Origin of the sequence: Paraglaciecola arctica BSs20135 (genome assembly GCF_000314995.1) — a bacterium.
GTDB lineage: Bacteria > Pseudomonadota > Gammaproteobacteria > Enterobacterales > Alteromonadaceae > Paraglaciecola > Paraglaciecola arctica.
On sequence record NZ_BAEO01000062.1, the window covers coordinates 184,872 to 202,444 of the forward strand.

At 40.7% G+C, this 17,573-nt stretch carries 18 protein-coding genes; 10 read left to right on the top strand and 8 right to left on the bottom strand.

Annotated features, from left to right (window positions below):
- Positions 1–79 precede the first annotated feature (79 nt).
- From GARC_RS21110 to GARC_RS21145, 8 genes are all read right to left on the bottom strand, one after another.
- Complete coding sequence (locus GARC_RS21110; RefSeq protein WP_007624215.1) at positions 80–1,138, bottom strand: transporter family protein; 1,059 nt, start codon at positions 1,136–1,138, stop codon at positions 80–82.
- 72 nt (positions 1,139–1,210) lie between these two features.
- Complete coding sequence (locus GARC_RS21115) at positions 1,211–1,618, bottom strand: hypothetical protein (protein WP_007624217.1); 408 nt, start codon at positions 1,616–1,618, stop codon at positions 1,211–1,213.
- Between the two features lie 238 nt (positions 1,619–1,856).
- Positions 1,857–4,559, bottom strand: coding sequence for an ATP-binding protein (locus tag GARC_RS21120; protein ID WP_007624218.1), 2,703 nt, complete (start codon positions 4,557–4,559; stop codon positions 1,857–1,859).
- Positions 4,560–4,577: 18 nt separating this feature from the next.
- Complete coding sequence (locus GARC_RS21125) at positions 4,578–5,873, bottom strand: ABC transporter substrate-binding protein (protein WP_007624220.1); 1,296 nt, start codon at positions 5,871–5,873, stop codon at positions 4,578–4,580.
- Between the two features lie 151 nt (positions 5,874–6,024).
- The gene (locus GARC_RS21130) at positions 6,025–6,483 is read right to left on the bottom strand and encodes a DUF4426 domain-containing protein (RefSeq protein ID WP_007624222.1); all 459 of its coding nucleotides are present in this window, start codon (positions 6,481–6,483) and stop codon (positions 6,025–6,027) included.
- A complete protein-coding gene (locus GARC_RS21135; RefSeq protein WP_007624224.1) occupies positions 6,470–7,012 on the bottom strand; it encodes a YggT family protein in 543 nt (180 codons plus the stop codon). The genes GARC_RS21130 and GARC_RS21135 overlap by 14 nt, the downstream gene beginning before the upstream one ends.
- 48 nt (positions 7,013–7,060) lie before the next feature.
- On the bottom strand, positions 7,061–7,882 hold the full coding sequence (gene proC / locus GARC_RS21140) for a pyrroline-5-carboxylate reductase (protein ID WP_007624226.1): 822 nt from the start codon (positions 7,880–7,882) through the stop codon (positions 7,061–7,063).
- A 20-nt stretch (positions 7,883–7,902) separates the two neighbouring features.
- A complete protein-coding gene (locus GARC_RS21145) occupies positions 7,903–8,586 on the bottom strand; it encodes a YggS family pyridoxal phosphate-dependent enzyme (protein WP_007624228.1) in 684 nt (227 codons plus the stop codon).
- 29 nt (positions 8,587–8,615) lie between these two features.
- Here GARC_RS21145 and GARC_RS21150 point away from each other — a divergent pair, with 29 nt between their 5' ends.
- The 10 genes from GARC_RS21150 to acpS all read left to right on the top strand — a co-directional run bounded on the left by GARC_RS21150 (position 8,616) and on the right by acpS (position 17,343).
- Entirely contained in the window at positions 8,616–9,659 is a 1,044-nt protein-coding gene (locus GARC_RS21150) for a type IV pilus twitching motility protein PilT (protein WP_007624230.1), read from the top strand.
- A 9-nt stretch (positions 9,660–9,668) separates the two neighbouring features.
- Positions 9,669–10,781: a PilT/PilU family type 4a pilus ATPase gene (locus GARC_RS21155; RefSeq protein WP_007624232.1), complete on the top strand. Its 1,113-nt coding sequence runs from the start codon at positions 9,669–9,671 to the stop codon at positions 10,779–10,781.
- Between the two features lie 8 nt (positions 10,782–10,789).
- Entirely contained in the window at positions 10,790–11,101 is a 312-nt protein-coding gene (locus GARC_RS21160; RefSeq protein WP_007624234.1) for a putative signal transducing protein, read from the top strand.
- Positions 11,102–11,137: 36 nt separating this feature from the next.
- Positions 11,138–12,052 carry a site-specific tyrosine recombinase XerD gene (gene xerD / locus GARC_RS21165; protein ID WP_007624236.1) on the top strand — a complete coding sequence of 305 codons (915 nt, stop codon included), beginning with the start codon at positions 11,138–11,140 and terminating at the stop codon, positions 12,050–12,052.
- Between the two features lie 143 nt (positions 12,053–12,195).
- Positions 12,196–12,927 carry a bifunctional protein-disulfide isomerase/oxidoreductase DsbC gene (gene dsbC, locus GARC_RS21170; RefSeq protein WP_007624238.1) on the top strand — a complete coding sequence of 244 codons (732 nt, stop codon included), beginning with the start codon at positions 12,196–12,198 and terminating at the stop codon, positions 12,925–12,927.
- An 80-nt stretch (positions 12,928–13,007) separates the two neighbouring features.
- Positions 13,008–14,726, top strand: coding sequence for a single-stranded-DNA-specific exonuclease RecJ (gene recJ / locus GARC_RS21175; protein ID WP_007624246.1), 1,719 nt, complete (start codon positions 13,008–13,010; stop codon positions 14,724–14,726).
- Between the two features lie 462 nt (positions 14,727–15,188).
- Positions 15,189–15,470 carry a hypothetical protein gene (locus GARC_RS21180; protein ID WP_007624250.1) on the top strand — a complete coding sequence of 94 codons (282 nt, stop codon included), beginning with the start codon at positions 15,189–15,191 and terminating at the stop codon, positions 15,468–15,470.
- A gap of 30 nt (positions 15,471–15,500) precedes the next feature.
- A complete protein-coding gene (gene recO, locus GARC_RS21185; RefSeq protein ID WP_007624252.1) occupies positions 15,501–16,229 on the top strand; it encodes a DNA repair protein RecO in 729 nt (242 codons plus the stop codon).
- Positions 16,226–16,957, top strand: coding sequence for a pyridoxine 5'-phosphate synthase (gene pdxJ, locus GARC_RS21190; protein WP_007624254.1), 732 nt, complete (start codon positions 16,226–16,228; stop codon positions 16,955–16,957). Before recO ends, pdxJ begins: the two co-directional genes overlap by 4 nt.
- A 5-nt stretch (positions 16,958–16,962) precedes the next feature.
- Entirely contained in the window at positions 16,963–17,343 is a 381-nt protein-coding gene (gene acpS / locus GARC_RS21195; protein WP_039990199.1) for a holo-ACP synthase, read from the top strand.
- Positions 17,344–17,573 lie beyond the last annotated feature (230 nt).

Consider the following 17,573-nt stretch of genomic DNA (forward strand, 5'->3'; position numbering starts at 1 on the left):
TATATCGATAGTGTTATATGTATGTTAAAAACCTCACTGTCACCGTAAATATTAAAGTGCCAGTAAGGTCTGTCTGTTACTAAAAAGCGATTTGATAGCCTAGGGTTAACATGTTATCCATATCCATTTGAACACCGTTCACGTCGTAGCTTAGAGGAACCGAATATTCAAAGGCTACGCGGTGTTTATTGGTGAATACTGTATTAATGCCTATCCCTAAGTCTAAAACATCTGCTCCATAGTTAGCTGGGTTGGCGGTGGTCACAGGGGCAATAATTTGTGAGTCAGCACCACTAATTTCATCCGACGAGCTGTATTTTAGGCGTACTGATGCACTCACTACATCCGATAATGCGTAACCAGCCCAAGCAGTAAATTGAGTTTTATTACCCGGTTCATAACCTTCGTCATTTTCACCTAAGGAGGTAGTAAGCAGCCCTTGTGCGCCCCAACTTGTATTATCTGAATAGCCGTTATAGGTAAGGCCAAACTCCCCTTGATGACTGCCAGTGCTGGTTTGCATGCTATAAGGCAAACGCATTGTCATCTTGGTATTCATAGGCGTGAGCACTTCGCCCTTTTCTTCTACTGAGCCGGTGGGAATTACCCAGCCTATATTGGCGTGTAATTTATGTTTGGGTGAATCATACAGTCGATACAACACTGCTAATTTACTATCAGCCAGACCAGAACTAGCAGTCTCAAAATCACCTAATACTGTAGTGCCTGACATACCCTGATAAGTGGTTAATGTCATATCTCGGTCAATATAATTAATCATCGCCATCAAGGTAATATTGCTAGTTGGGGCGTACATAAAACCCAACATATGCATCTGAGAGGTCATATCTTGCGGCACCACACGCACTGTGGCTGGTGGCGCGTTGGGGTTAGCGATTGTGGTAACTATGTCGTCATTGGATATGCTGTTATTGCCTTGAACGTTACCTGACATCTGCATATTCATAAAACGATAGGAGAGCATAAATTCCCCTTCTTTATGCAGATGGTCTCCCATGACGCCTATTGGTGCATGAGTAATAGCTTGGGTAGTTGTGTGAGAATTATCTGCACTAGCAGCAAAACTCATAAGGCCAGATGTTACTAGGCCAGTCATCAAAATCGATTGTTTAAACATAGTTTTCTCGTAAATAAATTTATCTAAAGTGTGCTCAAATCCTTGGCTTGAGTATTGTCTTAATTAGAACATTTACGAAAAAGCGGGCGGGGCTCTTGTTAGTGCCAGTTGATGGCGTGCTGTGGCATATAGGGCGCTAAAGTAGCCTATTGCTGTATTGGAATTGAGGGGTAACGTGAGCTGAACTTGTGCAGTTAACCAAGGCGGGCCTGGATTGTGATCGGTTAGATAAGCATAAGAACATTTGATTTCTTGTAGGTTAGACGGGGCATTTTCAGGTGCGTCTACATACTCAACTTTACCTGTAAGCTCAAAGGTTGAAAGTGAAATCCATTTGTAGGTACTGCCGGTACAAATTAAAACACGATCTTCATCTGCAAAGCCTTGTGCATAAGTCAACATAGATGACGCGGCAAACAGCGCGCCAACGCTATTAAACAATAAAGCCGTCAATACACTTAAAGCAATATATTTGCGCATTATTGTTCCAAGTCTATTCAATCGTTTTATGCCTGTCGTTTTGTTGCGTTTATTGTAATCAGGTGTCGGCTAAAATCTCAAACCTTTTTATTGTTTTAATAAGTTGCGTTGTCACCACAGGTGGTTTTTTGATTGGTTTTGATAGCGCCGTGATAAATGACACTGTTTATTGATAAAGTAAGACGTAAAGCCTTCTTACATACAGCTAGGTTTCTCAGATTAATCAAATAACCATTAACTATTGGCTACTTTTAGGTAGATATTTAGCCATTAAATCTTCTAATACCTTTTGTTTAAGAGGTTTGACTATGTAGTCGTCCATGCCTGCTTCTTTGGCTTTAGTATAATCTTGTTTCATGGCATTGGCTGATAAACCACAAATAATCAGCTTGTTGTGACCTTTTATTCTTAGTGTGCGTGTAGCCTCGTAGCCATCCATTACCGGCATTTGAATATCCATCAAAATAAGATCATATTGAGGGGAGTTGATTATCTTGGTGACCGCTTGTTGACCATCTTCGGCTATATCAAATGTCAGGCCCATTAATTTAAGCATTTCACCTGCAACAACTTGGTTAATGTTGTTGTCTTCAACTAACAATACATGGCCTTCATATTGACCAACTTGGTGCTCATTAGTAAAAATTACATTGTTTGATTTGGCTTCTGATTCAGTATTAAACAAGTGTTGCAAAAAAGTGGCTGCTTGTTGCGGTGTGAAAGGGTGAGATAAACATTCGGCTGGCCACATGGCTGATAATTGATTCGGTAAATTACTTGGTTGGGAATTGGTGACAAAGCCCACTTTTAGCGATTGCTTGACTAATTTGTCAATGGATCCTTGGTGTGTTCTGAATATCTGCTGATCTTCAATATCGAGTAAAACTGCGTCTTTGCTACTTATATCTTCAAGTGTTGCAGACAACTGGCTCAGTGGTAGGTGGTGATAGTTTAATCCGGTTTTTTCGATATATTGAGTATGTAGAAATCCTGCACGGCCCGCACTAAAATAATATAACTTGCCACTAGGTAATGGCAGTGCAGAAATCAACTGTTGCGTGTTTTCTGCAGTCGCTAACATAATTTCAACTTTAAATGTGCTGCCTTTGTTTTGCTCAGACTTAACTGAAACATTGCCGCCCATCAGTTCAACAAGTTGGGTCACAATGCTTAGCCCTAATCCACTACCGCCAAAGTTTCTGCTGGTGGAACCATCGGCTTGCGTAAATGAATCGAATATTCTACTGACTTGTTCTGGATTCATACCTATGCCCGTGTCAGCCACCTCAAATAATAATATAAGTACGCGAGTCTCATCATTAAGTTGAAAATCCACATCGATGGAAATCTGCCCGTTTTGAGTAAACTTGATGGCGTTACTACATAAGTTGAGTAGAACCTGACTGATCCTTAACGGGTCGCCTACTAATTGGGCGGGTAAGTTTGGATTAGCATTAAACCTTACATTTAGATTTTTTTCTTTAGCGCGATTTGAAATATTGGCTAAAACGTTAGCGAATAATGACTCCACTGAAAATTCGGTACTTTCTATGTCTAATTTACCGGCTTCAATTTTAGAAAAATCCAGAATGTCATTAATTAAGCTCATTAATATTTGCCCAGAGTAGGCAGCTTTAGTGAGTTGTTCCCTTTGAGATGAAGTTAATTCTGAACGCAATAATATTTCTAACATACCTAATATACCGTTCATAGGAGTGCGAATTTCATGGCTCATATTCGCCAAAAACATACTTTTAGACGCGGTCGCTTGTTCTACCTTCTGATTGGAGGCGACCAATTGGGTATTCAAGGCTTCTTGTTTGGCATTGAGCAATTGTGACTGTTCAAGCAAGGTGGCCGTTTGTTTGTTTTTTTCATGAAAAACATCCGCTGCTTGCGCTAACAGGCCTATTTCATCTTTGCGCTTCAGGCTAGGAATGCTATCAATATTTTCTCCCTTGGTTAATCGTTGGAATACATTAGTGATTGTATTAATAGGTAACATTATTCTGTAGGTCATAAATAATGCCGTAGCAGCGGCTATAAAGATTCCCACTATGGAAAATAGATTGTTACCAATACGGGTATTATCGAGTGCTTGCTCGACATCGGCATTGGTGTTGCTAAGTCGTTCGGTGACCAGTCTATTTAATTCTCTAGCTAAAAATAAAAATTCGTTTGCCGAACCCGCCATCACAACGTTGACTAAAAACAGGTAACCTCGGGTGATATGAGTGAGTTGTAAAAAGTCTCTTTCTAATTTGTTAAGTCTATCAATGGCGGCTTGAAAGTTTTTGTTCGATTTTAGCTGTTTGTTAATTTGAAACTTAGCCAACAACAGTTGTTGCTGAAATGATTCAACCAGTTGTTGATCTGGCGTCTGTAAATATTGCAACAAAAAATTTTCAGCTCGAGCAACATGGTACTTAGCTTTTTCTAGCGGATCTTGAAGCGATTTAGGGGGGGGGTGATTTATTGTGATGTTACTAAATAAGATTTCAAATTCGGTCAATAGATCATTATTGTAAAGTAGTTGTCGTCTGGTTCTACCCGCCACTACACTAGCAAAATTCTCATTGTAGTCGCTTAGATGGGTGCGCATCCGTGTAATATAATCTAGGTACAGGTCACTATTTTGCTGTTGTGTGGTGAGCTGTGCTAATCGTGTTAAATTGCTTTGGTTTTCATCCATTAATAAGTTAAATCGAGTAATTGCGGATCCGCTAGCAGATTCTTTATAAATGAGTACGTTACGCTGTAAATCTATAACGTCTCGTTCAAGCTCCCGCACAATACTAACTTTGACTACTGCTTGCTGAGTTAATTCGAGGCTATCAACAAAAGTTAATTGGCTGTTTCTTGACAAAAAAACTTGTGATAACAACAACAGTACTAAGGTTGCTGAAATAAGTAGTATTTGAGCCTTTATTGTTCTAAACACATTATCCCCTAATTATTACTAAGAACTAATAAACTCATACCACTTCTGTAGGCTGTAATCGTAGGTTGGCATAGCTGTATTCCAAACCGCAACATTACTAAAACGTTTGGTATAACTGCCTCCGCTGCGAATATCACCTTGTTGCACCGAAATTTTATTGTCTGTTCCTTGGAGTGCTTGTGCCGCTTTTTTCCCCTCATACCAATAATCCCATTCGGCCGAACTTAAAAATGAATTAGAGCGTTGAGGGTTGGAAATATAATAGCCTTGCTTGGCTATAAATGCACCGGGCCAGCCAGATAGCCACCAATTCATATAATCATAGGCCGCGTCTTTACTTTTTCCTTGGGACGCTGATGACAGGCACATAACGCCATGCCAGCCTCGGTAACCCTCTTTAGGCGCGGCAAATGTTACGGGAATACTTTGTCCATTTAATGCTGATACTGCGGGTGAAAACATGCTCTCTATCACCACGCGACCCTCACGCATAAAGTCAATTGACTCAGGTACCGAATTCCAGAAACCACTGAAGTGGTTCTGACGTTTGAAGTCGATAAGTACATTAAATAAGCGGTCTAAATCTGTTTGGGTTAGGTTTCCAATGTCATTAAATTTGACCAAGCCTTTAGCTTGAGTGGCTAGAACTAAGTCAAACAAACCAATGCTAGGCGCATTGACAATACCGACTTTGCCGGAATATTTTGGATCGAGTAACCAACCCCAGCTTTCGGTTTTATAGGCTTCACCTTGCTTAACTACATTGGTGTTATAACCAAAGGAATCAACATTGTGCACATAAGGTAAAAAACTGAGTTGCTCGGTATGTTCGCTGCCTAATTTGCCATCGGGCTGAATGTGTAAGATTTTATAAGGGGCATCTCCGGCACCAAATTTGGCCTCAGGACTCACTTTTCCAGTTTTACATAATGGATTTATTTCATCCCAATATTGCAGCCTTTTTTTGTCAATAGCTTGTATCGAGCCGCTAGCCCACAAGGGTCTTATACTATTCGACCATTGTTCATAAAGGTCAAATGATTGCGGATCCATTGAGGCTTTTTGTAATACAGCAGCACTACCACGAGGCTCGAATATCAAATCGATGTCCAAGTCTTCCATGGCTTTTTGGCGAAGTTTTTCTTGTAGGGTAACGTGTGTGCCCAGCACTCTAAGTTGGGTGCGTTGTTTGGCAAATACATAGGGAGCTTGGGTAATGGCAGTCGCACCCACTAATGTTTGGCTGATAGATTTTAATGCTTGCCTGCGACTAACATTCGTTGAAGATTTAATTGGAAAGTTATTAGGATCCATATATTTATAGTTCGCTTAGGAAACTGTACTGTAGACCACCTTAATCTATCAGTAATTTAACCGCAATAAATCAAAAGTCTATCTTGCTATTTTTTCACTTTTATAGACCATTAAAGAGGCGTTGGGTTTTATAAATTGTCAAAAGTGCGCATTAATCAGCATAAAATTTATGCTGAAATTTTAAGGTTTTTTGCTCAATACCATCGTTAATATTGATGGAAATACGATACTGCTCTAGGTCGCTAAAAGGCAAAACAGCTAAATAGTAGATTGCCTTGCCTTCTGTCACCTGCTTAAAGGTCAACTTTTTAATCACCCCTAGTAAGTTTTTAGCTTCACCAGTTAGCACCACAGACTGCGCTGCCTTATCTTGCCTGTCGAGTACTGAAATATTAATTAAGCCATTAAACTTACTACGCACTATGCCATATTGTTTGGCCACTTGAGGTGTTAAAAATGTACTATTTAAAGCAATGTAATGGACCTCCCAACTGCCAAGCTCTTGCTTTTGTTCTGCGCTAACGGGAGAGCTTAATAGTAGCCCTAGCCCTAGCGCTAACGAGATTATTAAAAAAAAGTACTTAGTTACAATCAACTTAGAATATGCCAAACAAATCACCTAGTAGTTTTTGTATAAACAACAACAGCACTATCACCACCATTACGGACAAATCTAGTCCGCCCATATCAGGCATTCTTTTACGAATAGGTGCTAGCATGGGTTCAGTGAGTTGGCCTAAGACCATTTCCATGGGGTTTCTACCTTGGCTTACCCAACTCATAATGGCGCGCAGAATAAGTACATACATGACTAACGTCAGCGATTCTTTGAGCACAATAACCAATGACACCACGACTAAAGACAGAATGTTAAGACCTACACCTCCCAACACCAGATTAAGAGCCACAATTTTTAAACCTGCAACCAATATTGCGAGCACTAAAGTCGCAGTATCTAAGCGACCAATAGAAGGAATTATTCTACGCAATGGCGCCACAACAGGTTGGGTAGCTTTAACCACAAATTGGCTAAAGGGATTGTAAAAATCCGCTCTAGCAAATTGTAACCACAGGCGTAATAACACCACCATTAAATAAAGGTTAAAAACAAAATCAATTAAAAACTGAACTGAACTCATATTCTGGGTTTTCCTCGGTATCTATCTAAGATGTCTAAAATAAGAAATCTAAAATTGCTGTGCCATTTCTTCTGCACGTTTCACCGCCGCCTGCATGGCATTGGCTATTACTTGTTCTAACCCTTGCTGCTGCAAAGATTCTATAGCTTGGGCAGTTGTGCCACCTTTAGAGGTAACTTGGGTGCGCAACTCGCTTAATTCAAGGTGAGGATTGTGACAAACCATTTCTGCCGCACCTAACATGGCTTGCTGAACCATTAACCGAGCCGTTGCATGATCAAATCCTTGTTGCTCAGCCTCTTTTTGCATTGCTTCTAAAAATAAATAAAAGTAAGCAGGACTGCTGCCGGCTGCGGCAGTGACACCGTCTATCATAGACTCTTTTTCGACCCAAGCAATTTCACCTACTTGACTCATTAAGTCTGCCGCATATTGTCTATCATTTTTGTCGATATTGATATCTGCAAAAAGGCCCGTCATACCCTTGCCTAAAGCACTAGGTGTATTGGGCATAGTCCGAATAATAGAATAGGTTCCGCCAAGCATTTTCTGAAGCCTTGGGGTAGTAATACCAGCTGCAATAGACACAAAAAGTTTGTCGTTTAAGTTCTGAACCTGTGCAAGATCCTGACATACTTTTTCCATAAATTGCGGTTTTACCGCAAGCACTATGACATCCGCTGCATCCACCGCTTCCTTATTATCTTGGGTGACGTTAATGGCAAAATCTGCCTGAAGAGCGGTTAGTTTGCCAATAGATGGGTTACTTGCCGTTATTAAATGTGCAGGGTAAGCATTATTAACTAAGCCACTGACAATACTTCTTGTCATATTACCCGCACCAATAAAGGCTATTTTTCTGTGTTGCATGATTGTCCTTTTGTTAATTACTAATTGCGTTCGCCAAAAATGGCTGTGCCTACTCTAACCATAGTACTACCGTTATTAATAGCGTTTTGCATATCTCCCGACATGCCCATGGATAACGTATCCACTGCTGGGTAGTGCTTTTTTAGGTCTTTAAATAGTGCCGTCATACGTGCAAAGCTGGCGCTTTGTTGTTCCTGATGTTGATTGGCCTTAGGAATAGTCATTAGTCCACGTAAGGTTAAATTAGGCAGTTCTGAAATGGCTTTAGCAAAGTCACTGAGATCCTCTGCACTTATGCCTGCTTTGTTAGCGTCGTTATCTATATTCACTTGGATACACACATTTAATTTTTTGTCTGGGCTGCTTTGATCATTCAGCCGTTGCGCTATTTTGAGTCTATCAATTGTTTGCACCCAATCAAAATGTTCGGCCACTAAACGGGTCTTATTTGATTGTATTGGACCGATGAAGTGCCACACAATATCATCAAGTGTATGTAACCCTTGTATTTTTTCTACGCCTTCTTGCACGTAGTTTTCACCAAACAAACGTTGTCCCGCTTCATACGCTTGCACGATATCAGATACGGGTTTGGTTTTACTCACTGCTAGCAATTTTACCGAATTTGATGGACGATGGGCGTCTAAGGTAGATTGCTCGACAGTAATTTGTATGCTTTTGAGTCGTTCTGCTATGGTTTCCATATTGCAACATGATATACGGAGAATATTGCTTGGATATTACCGAACTTTTGGCCTTTAGTGTTAAAAATAAAGCTTCTGATTTACACCTATCTGCTGGTTTGCCGCCAATCATACGTGTTGACGGTGAAATGCGAAAATTAAATATACCTGCCCTTGATCATAAAGAAGTGCACGCTTTGATTTTTGAAATCATGAATGATAAACAACGCAAGGAATATGAAGAAAACCTCGAAACCGATTTTTCCTTTGAAGTAAAAGACTTGTCACGCTTTAGGGTGAATGCTTTTGTGCAAAATCGTGGTGCTGCTGCGGTATTAAGAACCATCCCTAGTGAAATTTTAAGTCTCGATGATTTAGGTGCCCCGCAAATATTCAAAGAAATAATCAATCAACCCACAGGTATTATACTTGTGACTGGTGCTACAGGTTCGGGTAAAAGTACCACTTTGGCAGCCATGGTTGATCATCTTAATTCAACTAAACGCGAGCATATTTTAACCATTGAAGATCCCATCGAATTTGTCCATGAAAACAAACTTTGTTTGCTCAATCAGCGTGAAGTTCATAGAGACACCCATAGCTTCAACAATGCACTACGCTCAGCGTTACGTGAAGATCCCGATATCATTTTGGTAGGTGAATTACGAGATCTAGAAACTATCCGCTTAGCCATCTCAGCCGCTGAAACGGGGCATTTAGTGTTCGGAACCTTACACACTAACTCGGCACCTAAAACCATTGATAGATTAATTGATGTGTTTCCAGCAGCCGAAAAATCGATGATACGCTCTATGTTGTCAGAGTCGTTGCGTGCGGTTATTTCGCAAACCTTGTTGAAAAAAGTCGGCGGTGGCAGGGTAGCCGCACATGAAATTATGTTGGGTATTCCGGCTATTAGAAACCTAATTCGTGAAGATAAAGTGCCACAAATGTATTCGGTTATTCAAACCGGTCAATCCCATGGAATGCAGACTATGGATCAGTGTTTGCAGAGGTTAGTTGCCCAAGGTCTTATTACATCTCAAGATGCAGCGGCAAAATCTATCGATAAAAAACCAACCTCTAGTTTTTAGGAATTTATTATGGAACTCACTCCTTACTTAGAAGAAATGGAAGGCCTAGGCGCATCAGATATATTTGTCACAGTGGGTTTTCCAGTTAGTGCAAAAGTAAATGGTCAGATGACACCTATAGGTAGCAGTCATCTCACCGAAGAAGATGCTCTAGCATTAGTACATGACGCTATGAGCGACAAACAAAAGGAAGAGTTTGAGCAAACTAAGGAATGCAACTTTGCTATCGCTCGTGATGGCATAGGCCGTTTTCGTTGCAGTGCTTTTTGGCAGCGAGATATGGCCGGTATGGTAGTGAGGCGTATTGTGACGCAAATTCCTCAAGTTGCAGAACTAGGTCTACCAGAAATCTTAAAAGACGTGATCATGTCCAAGCGTGGACTGTTGTTATTTGTGGGTGCCACAGGTACAGGTAAATCAACTTCTTTAGCTGCATTGATAGGACATCGAAATCAACATTCAAAAGGGCATATTCTGACTATCGAAGATCCCATAGAGTTTGTGCATGAGCATGGTAATTGTGTGGTTACCCAACGAGAAGTGGGTATAGACACTAAGTCATTTGACGACGCCTTAAAAAGTTCATTACGCCAAGCGCCTGATGTGATTTTAATAGGAGAAATCCGCTCCATGGAAACCATGGAATACGCCATGTCTTTTGCTGATACTGGGCATTTATGTGTGGCTACCTTGCACGCCAATAATGCCAACCAAGCCATTGAACGTATTATGCATTTGGCACCTTCAGATCAACATGAAAAGTTACGTTTTGATTTAAGTTTGAATATGCGTGCCATTGTCGCTCAGCAATTAGTACCCACGCCAGACGGTACAGGTCGAGTGGCCGCTATTGAAATATTGCTTAACTCACCTCTGGTCACCGACCTTATTCAGCGTAACGAAATTGGTGGCTTGAAAGAAGCCATGAAAAAAGGCAAAGAAATGGGCATGCAGAGTTTTGATATGGCCCTATATGACTTGTACAAAGCTGGCAAGATCACCTTAGAACATGCTATCCATCATGCCGACTCACCGAATGATTTACGCTTGATGATTAAATTGGACTCGGATGAAGGCAATCAACTTGGATCGCTGTCTAATGTTTCAATTGATATGGATTAAGGGCAGTCTTGAATAAAGTTTATAGTCATTTTGACCGATTTATGGTTTTTCAAATTAAACAATTGCTTGATGAAAAAGGCATTCCCTGTTTTGTGAAAAACGAGTTTGCCATTGGTGCCATGGGCGAACTATCACCCATGGATGTATTGCCTGAAGTGTGGATTAGCGATCCTCAGTGGTTGCCCAAAGCACAACAATTTATAGACGAGTTTGAGTCTCAACCTATAGACCAATCCCCTTGGATTTGTACTAAATGTAATGAGACAAATGCTGCCAACTTTGAGCTTTGTTGGCAGTGCGCTGAAGATAGAGATGTATAACTTGAATTTTTCTTTTCGTCACAAAATCAAACCTTTATGTCGCTAAATAATGCAGACTCTAGCCAAATCGAAGATTTTGTAGAGGCAATGTGGCTCGAAAAGGGGTTAAGTGAAAACACCCTTAGTGCCTATCGTTCCGATTTAACGAAGTTTGCACTTTATCTTGCACTGCAAAGTGACACCGGGAAGTCAGTGACATTAGTCGATTTTGAAAAAGAGCTGCTACATCAATATCTAGCTAGCCGTTATGATTCTGGGTTATCTGAGCGCAGCACATCACGTTTTTTAAGTAGTCTACGTAGCTTGTGCCAATATATGCTTCGACAAAAAATCCGTAGTGATGATCCTGTTAGCCTACTGCAAAACCCCAAGCTTCCCCAATCGCTGCCTAAAACCTTAACTGAGTCACAAGTCTTAGAGCTATTAAATGCGCCCAATACTGACGACCCGATACAATTGCGTGATAAAGCCATGTTAGAGGTGTTGTATGCCACAGGCTTGCGAGTGACCGAATTAGTCAGTTTACGATTAGATCAATTGAGTATTCAACAAGGTGTAGTAAGGGTCATTGGCAAAGGCAATAAAGAAAGGCTGGTGCCCTTAGGTGAAGATGCTGTTGATTGGGTTGCGACTTTTTTAAAACAGGGGCGGGGTGCTTTACTTAAATCTGAAAGTGATATTATTTTCCCCAGCAAACGAGGGGTGGCGATGACCCGGCAAACATTTTGGCATCGAATAAAGCTCTACAGCCAGATAGCCAACATTCAAACTGATTTATCGCCGCATACTTTGCGCCATGCCTTTGCTACTCATTTACTTAATCATGGTGCTGATTTACGTGTTGTACAAATGTTGTTAGGACATAGCGACCTATCGACCACACAAATTTATACTCATGTAGCTACTGAACGATTACAGCAGCTTGTTGCGGAGCATCATCCAAGGGGATAGCGAATAATAATCCTAGGGTTTGGGAATAGATACATAAATGCCATTGGTTTACATCTTGGGTTCAGCTAAACTAGCCTAAAATCTATTTGAAATTATTTCCCTTAATTAGGGTCATAATAGTAATGTAATTATTTGGAAGACTTATGAAAAAGTGGACAAAATTCAACGCTGTTGTGAGCGGATTCATGCTAATCCTTAGTTTTAACCTATCTGCATCGGGTGAGACAGCAAACAAGGACCAAGTGAAAGCCAAACTGCAAAAGGCCTTAAGCATGGAAATAAGTGCAATAGGTGATGCGCCAGTGCCTGGTTTGTTGCAAGTGATGACAGAGAAGGGGTTATTTTATACTAGTGAAGACGGCAAGTATTTATTGCAAGCACGTATTTATAGCATTGACGAGGGTATGCGAAATGTCACCGAGGATGCCCTTGGGGAAATGCGCTTATCCGGTTTAGAAAAATTCAGCGATAATGTGATCGAATATAAAGCAGATAAAGAAAAATATGTAGTTAATATATTCACTGACATCACTTGCGGCTATTGCCGAAAACTCCATGGTGAAATGGATCAATATAATGATTTGGGTATAACAGTGCGATATCTTGCTTTCCCTCGTGGTGGTCTTAATAGTCGTACTTATACCGATATGGTATCTGTATGGTGTGCCGAAAATCCACAGGAAGCTATGAATAATGCCAAAGCGGGTGGAACTGTTGCTAGTAAAAAGTGTGATAGTAAAGTCGCCGAGGAATTCGCTTTTGGTCAAAAAATTGGGGTGAATGGTACACCTAATATAATTATGCCTGACGGTTCAGTTATTCCGGGTTATCAGCCGCCTAAGCAACTTGAAGCAGCACTTAAAGCCATTCTTTAAATTTTTGATATTTAAATTCCTAAGCCTGTATTTTCGCTAATGCAGGCTTTTTTTTACTCCTCTAATTGGTAAATAATTCAGTGCAAATCAGTCGTAGACCACACAAAAATAATCAAAACCTTCCTGATTCGTTACATCCAAGATTAAAACAAATATATGCCGATAGAGGTGTAGAGGATGCTGCGCAACTTAATCGCAGTGCCAAAGCATTGTTGCATTACGACCAATTACAAGGTGTTGATAAAGCGGTGAGTTTGTTAGCTCAAGCAATAGCAACTAACCAAAAAATCATAATTGTGGGTGATTTTGATGCCGACGGCGCCACAAGTACCGCATTAAGCATGATGTCATTAGATATGATGGGGTCGACCAATCATGATTATTTAGTGCCAAATCGTTTTGATTTTGGTTATGGACTGAGTCCAGAGATAGTTGAAGTCGCAGCGCAGCAACAAGCACAAGTGATCATGACAGTGGACAATGGTATTGCTTGTTTTGCTGGGGTTGAAAAAGCCAAATCATTGGGTATAACAGTTATTGTGACTGACCATCACTTAGCTGCAGAAACATTGCCTATTGCCGACGCAATAGTTAATCCTAACCAACCAGGTTGTGGCTTTTTATCTAAAAATTTAGCCGGAGTCGGAGTTGCATTTTATTTAATGCTGGCACTACGAGCTGAGTTAAAATCCAATGGTTGGCTTGAGCAACAAGGCTTACCAGTTCCTAACTTAGCCGACTTATTAGATGTAGTGGCACTTGGCACTGTAGCCGATGTTGTGCCATTAGATGAAAACAACAGAATATTGGTACACCAAGGTGTGCAACGTATCCGCAGCGACAAATGTCGGCCGGGCATACAGGCAATAATAGAAGTCGCGGGTAGAGAGAAAAGTCGCTTAGTAGCCTCTGATTTAGGCTTTGTAGTAGGGCCACGCCTGAATGCTGCAGGGCGTTTAGACGACATGTCTTTGGGCATTGAATGTTTGATAACGAATGATCCCGCACGAGCAAGACAAATAGCTGTGCAGCTAGATAGTTTAAACCGTGAGAGGCGTGAAATCGAAGGGTCGATGCAACAAGAAGCAGTTAAAGCTTTGGAAGGTCTAAATCTTGAAGCAAGTACTTTACCTTTCGGCTTAGTGTTGTACCAAGCTGATTATCATCAAGGTGTCATTGGTATTTTAGCGGGGCGTATTAAAGATAAATATTTTCGTCCAACCGTTGCTTTTGCTCATCAGGATGATGACACTTTAAAAGGCTCAGCCCGCTCCATTCCTGGTTTACATATTCGTGATTTACTTGAAGAAATAAATAATCGTTATCCCGATATTATCGGAAAATTTGGTGGTCATGCGATGGCTGCTGGACTTAGTTTACCGGCAAAAAATCTCGCGGCCTTTGAGCAGGTTTTTCATCAAATAGCGGAAGAAAACCTTAAAGGTAAACCTTTAGCTGGTGAATTGGTTTCTGATGGTGAGTTACAGCTTGAAGACTTCACCTTAGCTTTTGCCCAATGTTTGAAAGAGGCAGGACCTTGGGGGCAGGGGTTCCCTGAGCCACTATTTGATGGTGAATTTCAACTAATGGAGCAACGCTTAGTCGCCAGTAAACACTTAAAAATGATGGTCAAACATGAAAGCGGCGTGTTAATCGATGCCATTGCGTTTAATGTTGATTTGGCCCAGTGGCCCAACCCAGAATGTAGCCATGTGAGTCTTGCGTATAAGTTAGATATTAATGAATTTCGTGGCAGAACTAGCTTGCAGTTGATGGTCGACGGACTAAATGCGCTGTAAGAATTAAAATTAATATTTAACCCTAGTTCATATCGTTTTTTAATTCCGAGCGCAGAATACCCAATTATGCTGAATTATCGGCACTAGGTGTTGATTATAAAGACTGGATGGTTACCTTAGCTAAACAGTCACCGTCTCTTTTTTAAGTGCCTCTGGAGTTTATGTATGGCGCTGAAACGCCTAAAGACGCCCTAATATGCAATAAAACAATGGCGCAAAATGCGGCCAATCAAAGCGTAAAACTATGTAAACTTGTCTAACTGAGACCAGCGGAACCTGCAGCGCAGGTATTGATATGCAATCTATGGACGACGATAAAGTTTTAGGACTTAAAGAAAAGGTTATTTATCAAACAACAGAATCTATGGATTAACATCAGTTAAGTGTATTCTAGGTGCTAAGTTCTTTAGTGAATTTGCAATAAGTGCTAGACTTGTTCTTTTTTCTAACTAATTAGTGGTCATGGCAAAAAAATCTGATGTAGAAAAATTACTGGATAAACATGAAAACCTTACTCATTCTGAAGAGTTGGTTGTGGTGTCGCATGTCCAGAGAAAAGATGATGATTGGTTTATGAATACCTTGTTGGTTAAGGGGACAGAAGTGCCTTTTAAATTCCGACGCAGAAAGGTATATAAAAATCTGACTGGAGCGAGAGTCAATTTGACCTATTATCCGATGAAAGAAGAAATAGCTGGCATGGAGTTCGAAGCCATGAAAGTTGTGCGGATAAAAGTGAGTTAATCTTAGACTTCATTTATAAGGGTTTTGCTGTTGTTAGTTGAGCAACTTACTGGCTTTGTGTTACATAGACGTTTTTATCGAGAAACCAGCTATTTAACCGATTTATTTACTCTTGAGCTAGGTAAAGTCAGCGCAGTTGCTAGAGGTGTCCGTGGCAATAAAAGCGACAAAAAAAGCTTATTGCAATCATTTCAGCCCTTGTTGCTATCAATTTCCGGTAAACATGAATTGCGTAACCTCAATCAGTTGGAATCAGCCGGTTCCATGATGAAACTTGTTGGTCATCAATTATTTTCAGCTATGTATTTGAATGAGTTACTTAATCGACTGTTACCTAAAGAAGTCCCTCACCCAGAGTTATTTTACTGCTATCAACAAAGCCTAAAATGGTTAGCGAGTGGCGGCGATATTGAACCCTGTTTACGTCAATTTGAATTAATGCTATTGGATGATATGGGATACGGCATTGATTTGACTCAAGAATATGAAAATGGCAAAACTGTCGAGACTGATATTGATTATTGTTTGGTATTAGAAAATGGCATTAGGCGAATTGATAAGAGTGCAAAGGGTACAAATCGATTCAGTGGAGAAGCATTGTTACAAGTGAGTAATAATGTTTGGACGCCAAACAGTCTACAGTGTGCAAAACGAATTACCAGAATGGCTCTCGCGCCGTTACTGGGCAGTAAACCCTTAAAGAGTCGCGAGTTGTTTCAACAAACGTGGACGACTACCAATATTGGAAACGTGAAATGAAAGAAATTTTACTCGGTGTGAATATCGATCACATTGCTACTTTACGTAATGCTAGAGGTACTACTTATCCTGATCCTGTTCACGCTGCAGAAGTGGCTGAGAGAGCTGGAGCAGATGGCATTACTGTACATTTGCGTGAAGACAGACGGCATATTACCGACCGCGATGTGCGTATTCTTAAACAAACTATTCAAACCCGCATGAATCTTGAGATGGCGGTTACCGAAGAAATGCTGTTGATTGCAGAGCAAATAAGCCCAGAATTTTGTTGTTTGGTTCCTGAAAAGCGTGAAGAGTTAACCACTGAAGGCGGCTTAGATGTGGCGGGTAATCAATCACGCATGAATACTGCATGTGCGCGCTTGGCGGCAGCGGGAATTTTGGTGTCGTTATTTATTGATGCGGATAAAAAACAAATAGATGCAGCAGTTGCAGCCAATGCCCCTTATATTGAAATTCACACAGGTCAGTATGCAGACGCTAGTAATCCAGCCGAGCAACAAAAAGAGCTAGATATATTAATCGAAGGTATTCAATACGCTCATTCAAAAGGCCTGAAGGTGAATGCTGGTCATGGTTTGCATTATCACAATGTTAAACCTATCGCGGCTATTCCGGAATTATATGAACTCAATATTGGTCATGCCATTATTGCTCGTGCGGCATTTGATGGTTTACATCAGGCAGTGGCAGATATGCGTCGATTGATGCAAGAAGCCAGAGCTTAAGCCCTGTGGCTATTATGGGACTGGGTACTGATGTAGTGGAAATATCCAGGATTGCTAGCCAGTTAGATAAGTCACAACGTCTAGCCTTGCGGGTATTAACCCCAACAGAAATGCTTACCTTTAATGGTCACAAGTTTCCTGAAAGGTTTTTGGCAAAACGTTTTGCCGCCAAGGAAGCCGCGGTAAAAGCTTTAGGTACTGGAATTGGCAACGGAGTCAGTTTTCAAGATGTAGAAGTGGTGAATTTATCCTCGGGTCAACCTACGCTGGTTTTTTCAGGTAAATTTGCAGAACTTTGCGAAAAAAATGCTATCAGTCACAGTTTTATCTCAATTTCAGATGAGCAACATTACGCTATGGCCACGGTTGTTTTAGAGTCGAGTTAAACTCAAACAGTCATAACATTATTAGTTGTTTACGCACTAAGTTGGTGCCACTAAGCGCAAGCTTGATGCAATTTTATTTAGTTTACCCGTTTTAAGCCTCTGAATATGGGCGGTTTGTGTAATAAATGTTGGCTCGTAATATGAAAGCAATTATAGAAATAATTATGAAAGTAATATGAATACAAGAAGCTACTTCATATTACACCACTCAATTATTACTTTACCTTCCG

What these genes read in the sequence shown, in the direction of transcription:
- GARC_RS21110 (WP_007624215.1), bottom strand. Translation starts at nt 1,138, where the DNA reads ATGTTTAAACAATCGATTTTGATGACTGGCCTAGTAACATCTGGCCTT.
- GARC_RS21115 (WP_007624217.1), bottom strand. Translation starts at nt 1,618, where the DNA reads ATGCGCAAATATATTGCTTTAAGTGTATTGACGGCTTTATTGTTTAAT.
- GARC_RS21125 (WP_007624220.1), bottom strand. Translation starts at nt 5,873, where the DNA reads ATGGATCCTAATAACTTTCCAATTAAATCTTCAACGAATGTTAGTCGC.
- GARC_RS21135 (WP_007624224.1), bottom strand. Translation starts at nt 7,012, where the DNA reads ATGAGTTCAGTTCAGTTTTTAATTGATTTTGTTTTTAACCTTTATTTA.
- proC (WP_007624226.1), bottom strand. Translation starts at nt 7,882, where the DNA reads ATGCAACACAGAAAAATAGCCTTTATTGGTGCGGGTAATATGACAAGA.
- GARC_RS21145 (WP_007624228.1), bottom strand. Translation starts at nt 8,586, where the DNA reads ATGGAAACCATAGCAGAACGACTCAAAAGCATACAAATTACTGTCGAG.
- GARC_RS21155 (WP_007624232.1), top strand. Translation starts at nt 9,669, where the DNA reads ATGGAACTCACTCCTTACTTAGAAGAAATGGAAGGCCTAGGCGCATCA.
- xerD (WP_007624236.1), top strand. Translation starts at nt 11,138, where the DNA reads ATGTCGCTAAATAATGCAGACTCTAGCCAAATCGAAGATTTTGTAGAG.
- dsbC (WP_007624238.1), top strand. Translation starts at nt 12,196, where the DNA reads ATGAAAAAGTGGACAAAATTCAACGCTGTTGTGAGCGGATTCATGCTA.
- GARC_RS21180 (WP_007624250.1), top strand. Translation starts at nt 15,189, where the DNA reads ATGGCAAAAAAATCTGATGTAGAAAAATTACTGGATAAACATGAAAAC.
- pdxJ (WP_007624254.1), top strand. Translation starts at nt 16,226, where the DNA reads ATGAAAGAAATTTTACTCGGTGTGAATATCGATCACATTGCTACTTTA.